Source organism: Vannielia sp. ABF1_015 (genome assembly GCF_056160745.1).
This window is the reverse complement of the sequence record NZ_JBSWXT010000002.1, coordinates 643,815-658,097: the sequence shown is the minus strand read 5'-3', so window position 1 is coordinate 658,097 and position 14,283 is coordinate 643,815. Positions and strand designations below refer to the sequence as shown.

Below are 14,283 nucleotides of genomic sequence, written 5' to 3'. Positions count from 1 at the left end.
CGCGCAGCAGCAAAGGCCCCGCGCCGGGCCCGAGCTGAAGCGTGAGCTTAACGTGACAATTAACGGGGTGCCCTTGCGGCACCCCGTCTGTTTCTGGCAAGGTGCCCGAGCATGTGCCGGACCTTTTACCGGCCCTGTCAGTTATTTGTGCCTTTCAGGATAGGACTGATCCTGCCAGTATATTGCGAAACGACCATTGGAATGCGCTGCGAGCCCCTGAATGTCCTGGTTTTCTAAAGTCGCGTGGAAAGAGGGGCTGTTTCTCCAGCCTCATCATTTTCAACAGAGCGACAGATACTTCGAGAAATTGCTCGAGGCCCGCACGCGGTTGGCCTCCCCATACCCATGGGGGTTTTCCCAGATCGAGATTGATCGGGATGTCGCCCAACAGATGAAATTCGGCCTGCGCTCGGCCACCGGCATCTTCCCCGATGGCACGCCCTTCGATATGCCCGGCACCAGCCAGTTGCCTCCGCCCATCGACATCCCCGAGGGGAGCGAGGGCCAGAGCGTTTGGCTGACCCTGCCGATGGTGCAAGTGAACGGGCGCGAAGTGGGCACCGAGGATGAAGCCTCGCGCTCGGCCCGCTACCGCCTCTCGGCAGAGACCGTGGCCGATTCAACTGCCGCCATGCGGCTGGAGCAAGATATCGAAGTGGCCCACCCGCGGGTGGAGTTCGATGTGCGTAAGACCGAGAAGCCGGGCTACAATTGCCTGCGGCTCGCCCGCGTGGTCGAAGTGCGCGACAAGACGGTGATCTTTGATGAAAAGTTCGCGCCGCCGGTGCTCACCATCCATGCCCATCCGGTTGTGGCCGGCTGGATCGAGCGCGTGGTTGGCTGGGTCGAGACCAAGCTGGAAAGCCTCGCACGCTATGCCGCCGACCCCTCCTCGGGCGGCGGGCTTCAGGCGACCGACTACTTCATGCTGCTCGTGCTCAACCGTGAGATCGGCCTGCTACGGCACTATCGCAACTCCAAATACATCCACCCCGAAGAGCTGTATCAGCTGTTTCTGCGGCTGGTGGGTGAGCTCTGGACGTTTGACGAGAAGCGCCTTGCCATAGAATACCCGCCCTACGACCAGGACAATCTCGAAGAGATTTTCGAGCCCATCGTGCGCGACATCCAGCGATTGCTGAGCCGTGATGTGGGCCGCGCGGTGCGCCTCAACGTCGAAGAGCTGCGCCCCGGTTCGGGCAGCTTCATGGCCAAGGTGGTGGACCGCAACCTGTTCCGCGATGCTGCCTTCGTGCTGGAAGTGGCCGCCGACAAGCCGCTCACCCAGATCCAGCAGCAGTTCCCCGCGCTCTGCAAAGTTGGACCTAACACCCAGATGAATGCTATCGTGAATAACAACCTGCCGGGTCTTGAGCTGGTGCATATGCCCATGCCGCCGCGTCAGATCAGGGCGGTCACGAGCCACGTCTACTTCAAGATCGACAAGAACAACCCGATGTGGCGCGAATTCTCGACGGCCCCGGCGATCGGCCTGCACTTCGCGGGCGACTGGCCCGATCTCAAGCTGGAGATCTGGGGCATCCAGGAGAATAGTTGATGAGCGACGAGAAGGACGCCGGAAAGACCGTGATCCGCCCCATGCCGGGCGGCGCGTTCGGCGGCCAGAAGACGACCGGCCCCGGCTCTCAGAAAACCGTGATCGGTGGCTCCATGCCCGCACAGGGCGGATGGGGCAGCCCGCCGCCCGCCAGCCCGCCCCCGCCGGGGCAGGGCGGTGGCTTCAGCGGGCAGGACAGCGGGTTTGGCGGCCAAGATCAGGGCGGCGGTGATGTTTGGGGCGGCGGTGGCGGCCCGGGCACAAGCCAACCCCCGCAACAGACCCCGAGCCAGGGCTTTGGCCCTCCCCCCGGGCAGGGGGGCGGCTTCGGCGGCCCGCAGGATCACAACAATTCCGGCCAGTGGCTGGGGGCGCAGACCAAGCAAGAAGGTTTCTTTCCGGAGATGCGGAAGGAAGAGCCGGTGCAGCGTGCGCCGGTCAAGAAGATCAGCCTCGATGCGGCGCTCTCGGCCAAAACCTCCGGCATGTCGGCCGATGCCAACCCCATCGTGGCCTCTTGCGCATCGCTGCTTGTGTTGTTCGGACGGCTCCGCAGCCAGGTTGTGGACATGCACGCCGTGCCGCTCATGCAGCACGTCACCGAAGAGATCGAAGCCTCCGAAGAGCGGATGCTGGAGGCCGGCGTTGACCAGACCGATGCGCTGATTGCCAAGTATTGCATCTGCGGCACCGCTGACGACATCGTGCAAAACCTGCCCGGCACCGACCGGGGCGTTTGGCTGCAATATTCAATGTCGGCGCGGTTTTTCAACAAGCGGACGGCGGGTGTTGGCTTCTTTCAGGAGGTCGACAAGGCGCTGCAGAACCCGATTCACAAGTACCACCTGCTGGAGTTGATGCTGATCTGCATGCAGCTCGGCTTCGAGGGCCAATATCGCGCCACGCAGGGCGGAGATGTGAAGCTTGGTCAGATCAAGCGCGGCATCTACGAGGCATTGCGCCGGGTGAAGTCGCGCGGGGATGATGATATTTCGCCCCGCTGGAAGGGCGTCGAAATGGCTGCACGGCGCAGCTTTACCAAGGTGCCGGTCTGGGCCTATGCCATCCTCGCCTCGGCAGTGCTGGCGGGTGGCTATTTCGGGATGCGCTACATGCTCACCTCCGAGGGTTACGAGCTGACCGATAACATGCGCAACCTGCACCCGCAGGAGATGATCGAACTCGTGCGCCGCACCTCCGGCCCCATCGCCCCGCCGCCGCTTCCGCCCCCGCCGCCCGAAACCGGCCAGCTTGACCGGTTGAAGGAGGCCTTTGCGGGCAACGGTGCCATCGACGTTGCGGTGAAGGGTGACTTCATCGTTATCAAGCTCGACAACTCCATCCTCTTCGACAGTGGCAAGGCCGACGTGAAAGAGGAATTCGTGCCGCTGGGCGAGGACATTGCGCAGGTGCTGGAGCAGGAGCCGGGCCCGATCCGCTTTATCGGCCATACCGACAGCGACAAGCTCTCGGGTCGGGGCAAGTACAAGAACAACTTCGAGCTCTCCGTGGCCCGCGCCAAGAGCGTGGCCGGGGTCATCACGCCGCTGCTGTCCAACCCTGAACGGGTGGAGGTGGACGGGCGCGGCGAGGACGAGCCGATTGCTTCCAACGATACGTCGGAGGGCAAGGCCCAGAACCGGCGGGTGGAGATCATGATTCAGCGCGAAGAGACGCTGGAGCAGCAGATCTGAGTAACGGCGAGGGACGCCGGTTGAAAAAGATGCGCCCGAAGGGCGGAAGGGTATCGAGATGAAACGCTGGATCATCGGAATTCTGGTCGTGCTGTCCTTGCTGCTGTGGTTCGCGGTGGTTTGGTTTGCGCTGCCACTGGTGGGCTTTGGCGAGGCCACGCCGTTTGAGCCGGTCTGGGTCCGCATCCTGATGATCGCCGTGGTCTGGCTCACGGTGGGCACCGTCTATCTCATCAAGTTCATCCGCCGCCGTCGGGCTGCCAAGGCGCTGGAAGACGCGCTGACCGAGCAGGAAGTGACCGGCGATGGTGAGGTGCTGGGCGAGAAGATGGGCGAGGCGATGGAGGTGCTGAAAAAGTCCAGCGGCTCCAAGAGCTTTCTCTACGATCTGCCGTGGTACATCATCATCGGCCCGCCCGGCTCGGGCAAAACAACGGCGCTGCTGAACTCCGGCGTGAAGTTTCCGCTCGCCGAAAAGGGCGAGGGGGCCGTGGCCGGGGTAGGGGGCACGCGCTATTGCGACTGGTGGTTCTCCGAGGAGGCGGTGCTGATCGACACCGCAGGCCGCTACACCACGCAGGACAGCGATGCCGAGGCTGATCAGAAAAGCTGGGCCAGCTTCCTCAAGCTGCTCAAGACATATCGCGCCAATCAGCCGATCAACGGCGTGATGCTGGCGATCTCCCTGCAAGAGCTGATGACGGCGAGCCCGGCAGAGATCGAGGCTCATGCCGAAATCATCCGCGCCCGCCTCAATGAGATCAACGATGAGCTGCGGGTGGATTTCCCGGTCTACGTGATGTTCACTAAGGCCGATCTGATCAGCGGCTTCATGGAGTTCTTCAACTCCTTCTCGCAGAGCCGCCGCCAGAAGGTTTGGGGCCATACCTTCCAGACCGAGAGCAAGAAGGAACAGACCGTCGAGCGCTTCGACGAGGAGTATGATGCGCTGGTCAATCGGCTCTCCGAAGAGGTGACGGACCGGCTGCAGGAAGAGCCAGACGGGATCAACCGCATTGCCATCTTCTCCTTCCCCGGGCAGGTCGCCATGCTGCGCGACCGTCTGGGCGATTTCATGCGCGGGGTCTTCGGGCACACGCGTTACAAGGTGGCGGCCAACCTGCGCGGCTTCTACTTTACCTCCGGCACCCAGGAAGGCACCCCGATCGACCAGGTGCTGGGCGCGATGCAGCGCAACTTTGGCGGCATGGCGCAGGGCCAGATGTCTGGCAAGGCGAAGAGCTTCTTCCTGCATGACCTGCTGAAAAAGGTGATCTTTGCCGAAGCCGGATGGGTGAGCACCGACAAGCGCGCCGTGCGCCGCGCCGCGATCTGGCGCTACTCGACGATCACTCTCATCGTGCTGGCCACCATGGGAATGCTCGGGCTCTGGGGCTTGAGTTTTTATCAGAACCGCCAGCTGATCGACACCGCAGAGGCGGCGATTTCCAATTACGAGCTTCAGGCCCGCGACGAGATTAGCTCTGGGAAGGTCGAGGATATCGACCTGCTCACCGTGCTGCCGCACCTCGAAATGCTGCGCAACATGCCGATGGGCTATGCCGACACAGAAACCGAAGCGCCGCTCAGCGAGAAGTTCGGCCTCAGCCAGCGCGGTTCGGTCCGCTCCGCGGCCACCGTCACCTACCGGCAGGCGCTGGAGCGGATGTTCCGCTCGCGGCTGATCCTGCAGCTTGAGCAACAGCTCGAAAACTTCATTCGCACCGGTGAGGTGCTGGCCGTCTACAAGACGCTGAAAGTGTACAAACTGCTGGGCAACCTCGCGCCGCAGAGCGATGATGAGTTGGTCATCGGCTTCTTCCGCGACGACTGGCGGCGCAACACCTATGCGGGCACCAACCCCGAGACCCGCGCCGCTCTGGAAAGCCATCTGGTGGCCATGCTGGAGCTGGACGCCGCGCAGCAGCCGAGCTTTGAGCTGAATGGGGCGCTGATTGATCAGGGCGAGCGGTTGCTGGCGCGGATGAACGTGGAAGATCAGGCCTACAGCCTCATCCTCGCCACCGCCGAGTTTGCCGGGATCGAGCCGTTCACCATCGCTGGCCGGGGCGGGCGCGACGCTGACCTCGTGTTTGAAAGCGTCGATGGGCGGGCGCTGGATGATCTGGTGATTTCGCCGCTCTACACCTATGCGGGCTTCCACGAGTTCTTCCTGCCCCAGCTCAGCCAGATTGCCGAAAACCTGCTGGCCGACCAATGGGTGATGGGGGAATACGCCGCCGACGCCCAGATCGAAGACCAGATCGCCGGCCTCGGCCCGATCCTGCTGAAACGCTACACCAACGACTGGATCGAGGAGTGGGACAGGGTGCTTGGCCTCGTCAAGCTGCGCCCGATGAGCGCCGACAGGCCCTCCTATCAGGCGCTGGCGGCAGCCTCCGCCCCGCGCACCTCGCCGATTTTGCTGCTGACCACCGAGATCATGGAAGAGACCTCGCTGACGGCGGAATACAACAAGGGCGCCGATGAGCCGCCCGCCGGGATGGACCCGGACGCCGCAGCCGGGAGGGCCGCCGAAGCGGGCGGCGAGTTTGGCAAGCGCGCGGCGCAGATCTTCATCAACCGTCAGTCCGGCCTTGCCCGGATCGGCCTCGACGTGGCCTTCCGCAAAAGTCAGGATCGGGCGTCCTCCTCCGGTGGCGGCGGCGGCCAGACCCGCCTGCCGGGGGCCGAGATCGAGGCCTATTACGCCGATTGGCATGACCTGCTGATCGGTGACCCGCCGCAGCGCCGGATCGACTTCTTGATCCAGACATTGGGCGATATGCAGCGCACGCTGATCACCGCCGTGGATTTCCCCGAGGTGGCCGACCGCGAACTGCCCGCCAAGCTGGGCGCGCTGAAGCAGGCCAGCTCGCGTTTGCCCAAGCCGATGGAGCGGATGATTCAGGAGGCGGTGGACGATTTTGAGGGCGATGCCGCCAATACCTCGGTCGCTCGGCTCAACGAATTGCTGAACCAGCAGGTGACGCAGGTGTGTCAGGCCGCGATCGACAGCAAGTTCCCGTTTGCCAAGAACAGCGCGCGCGAGGTTGGCCTTGTCGACTTTGCCCGCCTCTTCGCGCCGCAGGGGGTGATCGACCGTTTCTTCCTCGAAAACCTCAGCCAGTTTGCCGATACGAGCGGCGGCAACTGGACGTGGAAAGATACCGGCCCGCTGGCTGGCAAGCTTTCGACCTCGACGCTCAAGCAGTTTGAGCGGGCGGCAGAGATCCGCGATGCCTTCTTCCCCACGGGCGGGGGCATTCCGCAGATCGACATGGAAGTTTCGCCCACTTCGCTGCACGGCGCGGTGGAAACGGCGCAGCTGACCATCAACGGTCAGGTCATTCTGACCCGTCCCAAGGGCAACACGCCTGCCAATGTGACATGGCCCGGCAGCATGGCCGGGGCCAATGTGGAGCTGGTGTTCACGCCGGATATGCGCGGGCGCAAGTCGAACATGAGCGAGGGCGGAAGCTGGGCTTTCGTGAAGTTCCTCAATGCCGGGCGGCCCAAGGTTTCGGGCAATGTGATCGCCGTGCGCTACACCATCGACGGGCGCCACATTGCCTACAAGATCACCCTCGCCACCGCCGAAAACCCCTTCTTCATGAACGAACTCACCGAGTTCAAATGCCCGACCGGGCTCTGACAGGAGGCCGTTGACCCCACCATGCCCCTCGGCCTCTTCGGAAAACTGCCCGCCAAGGGCGACTTCATCACCCGGGCGATGCCGCCCGAGGTGTTGTCATTCTGGGAAGGCTGGCTGGAAAAATCCATGGCCGGGGCCAAGCACCATCTGGCGGGGGAGTGGGGGCCGGTTTACGAGGCCAGCCCGGTGTGGCGCTTCTGGATCGGACCGGGCGTGTATGGCCATGCGATGGCGGGGGCGCTGATGGCCTCTGTCGATAAGGTGGGGCGGCAGTTTCCGCTGACACTGGTGCTGTCGGGGATGGGCCCGGCGCATCCGGTGCCGCCGCTCTCGGACCCGATGGAGGATTGGTACGGGATGCTGGAGCGGGCGCTGCTCTCGGCCAAGGCGGCGCATTTTGATGGCGATGTCGATGGCTTCCTTGCTGCGCTGCCCGAGCCCAACGCCGCGCCTTGTGCGCTGGGCGAGGACCGGCGCAATGCCTTCTTCGCCTATGGTGAGCACGGGCTGGGGCAGATGCTGGCCGATGTGCGCGACCACGATCACCAGCTTGCTGCCTTTGAGCGTAGCTATTGGTGGACGGCGGGCAACGACTATGTCGGCCCCGGCATGATCGCGCTGGATGGCATGCCCGATGCGGCGGGCTTTATGGCCATGCTGCGCGGCTTTGGCCCGCCCGCCCGGGTGCAGCAGCCTGCCGCCGCAGCGCGCCCGGCTGCCACCGCGGCCGCGACCGCCTCCGCCGGGGCAGGGGCCGGCGAAACCCGCGCCCGCGAAACAACCGTGCCGCCCCGCGATCTGATCGGGGATGCCGAAGAGGCTGAGGCCGCCGCTGCATGGGGGGCCGAAACCTCCCGCGAAGAACTGGCATGGGCCGCGCCCACCGATGCGGTGGACGATGCATGGACCGAGGCGAACACCGGCGACGAGGCCGAGAGCCCCTTTGATGCGCCCGAAGAAGAGTGGGACTTCCCCGATGCCGGGCCTGCCGAGCCAGAGCCGGAGCCCGAACCGGAGCCTGAGCCAGAGGAGAAAACCGAAGAAGACCTCTTTGACGCCGGCCCTGAACCCTATGGCATTGGCGACAGTGAAGCGGTCGAGGATGTTTACGCCAGCCTGAGCGAAACGGATGACGTGGCAGCGGATGAAGGTGGGGCAGAGGCCGAGGCGGAGGTTGTGCCTTGGCTGGACGAGGGCGTGCCTGCGGAAGACAGCGCCGATGCTGCCGACGAGGCAGGCGAGGAGCCGGAGGAAGAGGTGATCCCTTGGCTGGGTGACCCCGACGACGAGCCGGGCGCCGAAACGCCGGAACCCGAAGCGGCAGAGGCCGCCGCGGCGGAAGACGATGCGCCAGAGCCCGAAGCGATTGGCCATGTGGTCGATGTGTCGATGGTGTCTGGCGAGGATGACTTTGAGATCCCCGGAGATCTGCCCGATGAGGCTCCGGACGCCGCGGACGAAGCCAGCGACGATGAGGACACCACGCCCGAGCCTGCGGATGGGGGCGAGGATGAAAAGTCTGTAGAGGCGGAGGAAGGCCTCCCCGGCGAAAACGGCCTTGCCGATGCCGATGAAGACGAGCCCGCACCCGCCGGGGTGGGCGAAGACAGCCCGTTTGGCGCGCCGGGCGATGCAACCCACGATGGCGAAGGGCTGGGCCAGAAGAAATCCGGTCTGAGGGGGTTCTTCTCCCTTCGCGGGCGCGGGAAGGATTGACCCTTGACCCCCCGTAACAGAAACTCGGCAAACGCGACCACACTCAAGGGCCCCAGGGCCGGGGCATTGATGCTATGAATGCAAAGCAGTTCAGGTTCGAGACCGGGGAGATCAGCCATACCGGCTACGCCCGCGACCATAACGAGGATAACCTCTATACCTATCCCGATGGGGGGATGTGGGTTGTGGCCGATGGAATGGGCGGGCACCACGGCGGCGATTATGCCTCGGGTGTGATCGTTCAGCACCTCGCCTCGGTGGGCCGCGCCACCTCTGCCCCCGATCTGCAGGCCCGTTTCGTTGAGCGGATCACCCGCGCCAATGGCCAGATTCAGCAGCACGCGCTGAGCCAGGGGGCGACCATCGGCTCAACCGTGGTGTCACTTCTGGTGTTCGATCAGCATTTTGCCTGCGTCTGGTCGGGTGACAGCCGGGTGTACCTGATCCGCGATGGCCAGTTGACCCAACTCAGCCGCGATCACACCGAGGCCAACGAGTTGCTCGACCGGGGGGCGATCACCCCCGAGGAGGCCGAGAACTGGCCGCGCAAGAATGTCATCACCCGTGCCATCGGCGTGCATCCGGATGTGCACCTCGACCACAAATACGGCACGCTGCGCAACCGCGACACGTTCATCCTGTGTTCCGACGGGCTCACCGCCCATGTGGAAGACCACGAAATCCTTGAAATTGCACGGAAGCATCAACCGCAAAAAGCCTGCGACATGCTTCTCGACCTGACCTTGCAACGGGGTGCGTCCGACAATACCACCGTTGTTGTGGTGCGTGCGTTCGACAAGACCGAGGTAACGCCCATGACGGCGATCTTCGATCTGCCGCAAGAGGGGATCTGAGCCGAATGGCCAGCGACGAGCAGGAAAACTCGAAGCCCGACAGCCAGAAGACTGTCATCAGCACGGCTGCCCCGACCGGCGTGGCCATTGGCACGCAGATCATGGGCACCTTCGAGATCACCGAGCACATTGCCACGGGTGGCATGGGCGAGGTCTATCGCGGCTTCAACATCCACACCGAAGAGCCGGTCGCGATCAAGATCGTGCTCGCCGCGCTGGCGCATGACGAAAAGATCCTGAGCCTGTTCCAGAAGGAGGCCACCGTTCTGGGCCGCCTCCACCATGACGCCATCGTGCGTTACATGCTCTTCACCGTCGATCCGGGCATTCAGCGTGCCTGCCTCGTGATGGAATTCGTCGAGGGGCGGTCGCTGGCGGATTACTATGCCGAAGAGGGCTCGATGCCCGTCGAGGACGTGAAGACGATGATGCGCCGGGTCGCTTCGGGCCTGCAAAAGGCGCATGACCTCGGCGTGGTTCACCGTGACCTTTCGCCCGACAACGTGGTCATCCAAGACGGGATGATCAGCCACACCAAGATTATCGACTTCGGCATCGCCAAATCGGCCAATTTTGGGGGCGGTACCCTGCTGGGTGGGCAGTTCGCCGGTAAATACGGCTATGTCAGCCCCGAGCAGCTTGGCCGTTTCAAAGGCGTGATCGAGGGCACCTCCGACATTTACAGCCTCGCGCTGGTGGCCGCAGCCGCGTGCCGTGGCGAGCCGATCGACATGGGCGACAGCCCCGCCGAGGCTGTTGAGCGCCGGATGGATGTGCCAGACCTTTCGGGCGTGCATGACGAGCTGCGCCCGCTGCTGGAGATGATGCTTTCGCCCGACCCGGCCAACCGGCCAGAAAGCATGGCGAAGGTGCTGGAATTTCTCGACAATCCCGGCGCGGTTGGGGCGGGCGCCGTTACGCCTCCCGCCATGCCGGGGCCGGACCCTTCGCTGCCGCCGCAACAATCGGTGCCGCCGCAGTACGGATCGCAGCCGCCGCAGAGCATTCCGCCGCAGCACTCCTTGCCGCCGAGCGGCGAGGCCACGGTTATCTCGCAGCCGCCGGCCTATGCCTTCACCACCCCGCCGCAGCAAAGCATGCCGCCGCAAAGCATGCCGCCTCAGGATGCGGGCGCTGGCGCGGGCACCGACAGCCCGTTTCCGGGGCCAGTTCCGCCCCAGCAGACCGGCGTAGGCTCCACGCTGCCACCCGATCAGACGGTTCCGCCGCCGCAGCCCGCGAAAAAGGGCAAGGGCGGGCTGATCGCGGCCCTGCTGGCCGTGGTTCTTGTTGGCGGTGGCGGCACGGGGGCCTATTTTGCCGGGCTGATCCCCGGGCTAAAGCCGGATGACGGCACCACCACGGGCGGTGGTGGCACGACGACCGACAATGGCGCAGGCACCACCGCTGGCTGCGGCACCACCGTGCGGTTTGACGAAAACGGCAACCCGATCGACGATTGTGATGAAGACGTGGCCGTGAACGACACGGGTACAGACCCTAATACCCCGACCCCCAACACCGATCCGGACACGCCCGACCCCGATCCTGATACCCCGGATCCGAACACGCCCGATCCGAATACGGAGCCGGATACGCCTGATCCCAACGCGAACCCAGATACGCCCGATCCTGATACGCCCGATCCTGACACCCCGGACCCTGACACGCCGGACCCCGACACACCCCCTGAAACGCCGTCTCTCAACGGCGGTGGGATTGCGGCCATCGACGATACGCTCGACCCGAAAGAGGGCACGGTGATCGCCGAGGAAGAGCAGCAGGAAAAGAACAACGGCGAGATCGACTTTGGCACCATTGGCCGGATGATTGCATGGGTGCGCGACTACTCTACGCCGCGCTGCGTGCATGTCGGTATCCGCTCTGCCGTGCCAACCGATTTCGAGATCGAAGGCTATGCCACTTCGGTTGACCCGTTCTGGGAACTGCTGACCGAATTCCGCGACGAGTTTGGCACCGAACCCAAGATCGGCGTCCGCCTCGTGGATGACAGCCAATGCGCCGTGGTGACCTTCGTCAAGAACCTCACCCGCTCGGAGGCCCGCGCCCCGGCGCTCAAGCTGGACCGCGACGTGCTGAAGGCGGGCGATCCGATCCGTGGCACCATCGACCTGATCGAAGGGCGCTCGATCACCCTCTTCCTCGTCGACAGCCGGGGCGGGGCCTACAACCTCACCTCGCGCCTGAAGCCGCAGGACGATGGCACCGCAACCTTCGCGCTGGCGCTGCGGCCCCAAGGCGCGGATGACCGCGAGATCGTGCCCTACCTGATGCTGGCGATTGCGAGCAACAGCAAGATCGGCAGCGCCGATACCCAGGCGGGCACGCCCACCAACAGCCTGATGCCGATCATCCAAGCCGAGATCCGCCAGCGCGGGCCGGAAGAGGAAAACGCCGCCTCCGCCGCGCTGGGCTACTTCCGCTTCGATGACAACGCCGAGTGAGCGGCTGTCAAATTGAGCGCCTGCGGCGCATTCCATCCTTTGCCGGGCGTCTGGCCTGTGCCGCCCCGCGCCGTCCTTGGGGTTGATCTTGGCGGCGGGGCCGGGGAGAAGGGCGCAGGACTGACGAGGGACATATGGCGAAGCGCATCTACATTCTGAACGGGCCCAACCTGAACCTGCTGGGCAAGCGGCAGCCCGAGATCTACGGCCATGAGACCCTCGCCGATGTGGTGGCGTCATGTGTGAAGGTGGCGGGCGATGTGCCGATCCGCGACGCGCAGTCCAACCACGAGGGCGGGCTGGTGGATCTGATCCACGAGGCGCGCGAAGACGGGCTTGGGATTGTGCTGAACGCCGGGGCCTATACCCACACCTCGGTGGCACTCCTCGATGCGCTCAACACTTTTGAGGGCCCGGTGATGGAGGTGCATATCTCCAACGTTCACCAGCGCGAGGCGTTTCGGCATCACAGTTACATCTCGGCGCGCGCCGATGGCATTATCGTGGGCTGCGGCACGCAGGGCTATGAGTTGGCCGTGCAGCGCATCTTGCGGATGACGGGCAAGGGCTGACGCCTGAGCCTAAAGCGCCTCGGAGCCGACGCGCAGGGCAAACCCCGCGTCTCGCAGCGCCCCGGTGATCTCTTCCACATGGGTCGCATCGCGGGCCTCGATCACCACTTCAAGCTCGGCCTGTTTGAGCGCGACGCTCTGCATCATCCGCTGGTGGATCACCTCCACCACGTTGGCCCCCGCATCGCCAATAATGCGGGCGATGTCAGCAAGCTGGCCCGGGCGGTCATCGAGTTTGAAGATCAGCCGTGTGATGCGCCCATCGCGCACGAGGCCGCGCAGGATGAGGGTGGAGAGCAGGCGGCTGTCGATATTGCCACCGCAGAGAACGAGGCCCACCTGCTTGCCCGCATAATCGCCGGCATGGGCCTTCAGCACGGCAAGGCCAGCCCCGGCGGCCCCCTCGGCCACCAGCTTTTCGTGGCTCAGCAGGTCAAACACCGCGTCTTCGATCTCGGCCTCGGTGGCCAGTTCGATCCGGTCGACATTGGTGCGGATGATTTCGATATTTGCCGGGGAGGGCGCGCGCACGGCAATGCCCTCGGCGAGGGTGGAGCCCAGCGTGTGCGGCGCGGTGCCGTCGATGGCAGCTTTCACCGCGTTGAAGGGCTCGGCCTGTGCGCCGACAATCTCGATTTCAGGCTTTATCGCCCGCGCCGCCGTGGCCATGCCCGCAATCAACCCGCCTCCGCCGATGGGCACCACGATCACGTCGAGCGCGGGGTTCTGCTCCAGCATCTCCAGCGCCACGGTGCCTTGCCCCGCCGCCACCACCGGATCGTCGAAAGGGTGTATGAAGGTGAGGCCACGGGAGGCGGCCAGATCGAGGGTAAACTGCACGCTCTCGTCAAAGCTCGTGCCGTGCAGCACCACCTCGGCGCCAAAGTCGCCGGTCCGCTTCACCTTGTTGAAGGGGGTGCCCTCGGGCATGACGATGACCGAAGGGATGCCCAGCCGGGTGGCGTGATAGGCAACGCCCTGTGCGTGATTGCCCGCCGAACAGGCGATTACACCCGCCGCGCGCTCCGTTTCCGAAAGCGTCAGCAGCTTGGCCAGTGCGCCCCGCGCCTTGAAGGCATTGGTGTGCTGAAGGTTCTCCAGCTTCAGGTAGAGGTCGAAGCCAAGCTGCATGGAAAGCCGGGCCGCGCGCACCAGCGGGGTGCGCACGGTATCGGCGGCGATGGCATCGCGGGTGGTGCGGATGAGGTCGGCGGTCAGCGTCATGGCGGCAGCGTCCTTTGGTGTCCGCGAGGCTTCGCCGCGCAGACACCGATTGTCAACGTGCGGGCCGCCGCGTCAGCCGGGCACGCGCACCACCATCTCGATCTCGATCAGCAGATCGGCCCCGGCAAGCGCGGCCACGCCAATGCCGGTTATCGAGGGGGTCACACCGTTGAGAAAGCCCAGCACGGTGGGAAAGCACTCCCCCATGGCCGCATCATTGAGGCCGACCACATAGATGCGCATCATGGCTATATCCGCCGGTTCGGCCCCCAGCGCGTCCAGCGCAGCGGCGCAATTGGCCACGGCGGCCTCGGTTTGCGCCTTCAGCCCCTCAGGCACCGCGGCACCGCCGGGCAGGGCGGCGACCTGGCCGGAGACAAAAGCCATGCGCCCCGGCTCGACCACCGAGATCTGGGCATAGCCAAGTGCGGTGCTGTCAGGCATGGCGGCGGGGTTGTGGCGGGTGATCGTTGCGCTCATCGGTCTTTCTCCTTGAAAGGTACAGGCTCTCGCTATGGTGGATTGACGTGGCGGAACAGAGGCGG

General features: G+C 64.5%; 9 protein-coding genes. 7 read left to right on the top strand and 2 right to left on the bottom strand.

All coding sequences use genetic code 11. From position 1 onward, the window contains the following. The first annotated feature begins 220 nt into the window (after positions 1 to 220). The 7 genes from tssK (at position 221) to aroQ (ending at position 12,514) form a co-directional block, all read left to right on the top strand. Entirely contained in the window at positions 221 to 1,558 is a 1,338-nt protein-coding gene (tssK, locus tag ACXAG6_RS15640) for a type VI secretion system baseplate subunit TssK (protein WP_475338712.1), read from the top strand. Continuing rightward, entirely contained in the window at positions 1,558 to 3,252 is a 1,695-nt protein-coding gene (gene icmH, locus ACXAG6_RS15635; protein WP_475338710.1) for a type IVB secretion system protein IcmH/DotU, read from the top strand. Before tssK ends, icmH begins: the two co-directional genes overlap by 1 nt. 58 nt (positions 3,253 to 3,310) lie before the next feature. Continuing rightward, positions 3,311 to 6,907: a type VI secretion system membrane subunit TssM gene (tssM, locus tag ACXAG6_RS15630; RefSeq protein WP_475338709.1), complete on the top strand. Its 3,597-nt coding sequence runs from the start codon at positions 3,311 to 3,313 to the stop codon at positions 6,905 to 6,907. 21 nt (positions 6,908 to 6,928) lie between these two features. After that, positions 6,929 to 8,623, top strand: coding sequence for a type VI secretion system-associated protein TagF (gene tagF / locus ACXAG6_RS15625; RefSeq protein WP_475338708.1), 1,695 nt, complete (start codon positions 6,929 to 6,931; stop codon positions 8,621 to 8,623). A gap of 74 nt (positions 8,624 to 8,697) precedes the next feature. Beyond that, positions 8,698 to 9,477 carry a PP2C family protein-serine/threonine phosphatase gene (locus tag ACXAG6_RS15620; protein WP_140014806.1) on the top strand — a complete coding sequence of 260 codons (780 nt, stop codon included), beginning with the start codon at positions 8,698 to 8,700 and terminating at the stop codon, positions 9,475 to 9,477. A gap of 5 nt (positions 9,478 to 9,482) precedes the next feature. Next, complete coding sequence (locus ACXAG6_RS15615; protein WP_475338706.1) at positions 9,483 to 11,942, top strand: serine/threonine-protein kinase; 2,460 nt, start codon at positions 9,483 to 9,485, stop codon at positions 11,940 to 11,942. 134 nt (positions 11,943 to 12,076) lie between these two features. Further along, a complete protein-coding gene (aroQ, locus tag ACXAG6_RS15610; RefSeq protein WP_475338705.1) occupies positions 12,077 to 12,514 on the top strand; it encodes a type II 3-dehydroquinate dehydratase in 438 nt (145 codons plus the stop codon). Positions 12,515 to 12,523: 9 nt separating this feature from the next. On the opposite strand, the gene ACXAG6_RS15605 is transcribed toward aroQ, so the two are convergent. Both ACXAG6_RS15605 and ACXAG6_RS15600 read right to left on the bottom strand, forming a co-directional pair. Further along, positions 12,524 to 13,738, bottom strand: coding sequence for a threonine ammonia-lyase (locus tag ACXAG6_RS15605; RefSeq protein ID WP_475338704.1), 1,215 nt, complete (start codon positions 13,736 to 13,738; stop codon positions 12,524 to 12,526). Between the two features lie 72 nt (positions 13,739 to 13,810). Then, positions 13,811 to 14,218 carry a RidA family protein gene (locus ACXAG6_RS15600; protein ID WP_475338702.1) on the bottom strand — a complete coding sequence of 136 codons (408 nt, stop codon included), beginning with the start codon at positions 14,216 to 14,218 and terminating at the stop codon, positions 13,811 to 13,813. Positions 14,219 to 14,283: the final 65 nt, after the last annotated feature.

Coding starts and splice junctions, on each gene's coding strand:
- tssK (WP_475338712.1), top strand. CDS start 221: ATGTCCTGGTTTTCTAAAGTCGCGTGGAAAGAGGGGCTGTTTCTCCAG.
- icmH (WP_475338710.1), top strand. CDS start 1,558: ATGAGCGACGAGAAGGACGCCGGAAAGACCGTGATCCGCCCCATGCCG.
- tssM (WP_475338709.1), top strand. CDS start 3,311: ATGAAACGCTGGATCATCGGAATTCTGGTCGTGCTGTCCTTGCTGCTG.
- tagF (WP_475338708.1), top strand. CDS start 6,929: ATGCCCCTCGGCCTCTTCGGAAAACTGCCCGCCAAGGGCGACTTCATC.
- ACXAG6_RS15620 (WP_140014806.1), top strand. CDS start 8,698: ATGAATGCAAAGCAGTTCAGGTTCGAGACCGGGGAGATCAGCCATACC.
- ACXAG6_RS15615 (WP_475338706.1), top strand. CDS start 9,483: ATGGCCAGCGACGAGCAGGAAAACTCGAAGCCCGACAGCCAGAAGACT.
- aroQ (WP_475338705.1), top strand. CDS start 12,077: ATGGCGAAGCGCATCTACATTCTGAACGGGCCCAACCTGAACCTGCTG.
- ACXAG6_RS15605 (WP_475338704.1), bottom strand. CDS start 13,738: ATGACGCTGACCGCCGACCTCATCCGCACCACCCGCGATGCCATCGCC.
- ACXAG6_RS15600 (WP_475338702.1), bottom strand. CDS start 14,218: ATGAGCGCAACGATCACCCGCCACAACCCCGCCGCCATGCCTGACAGC.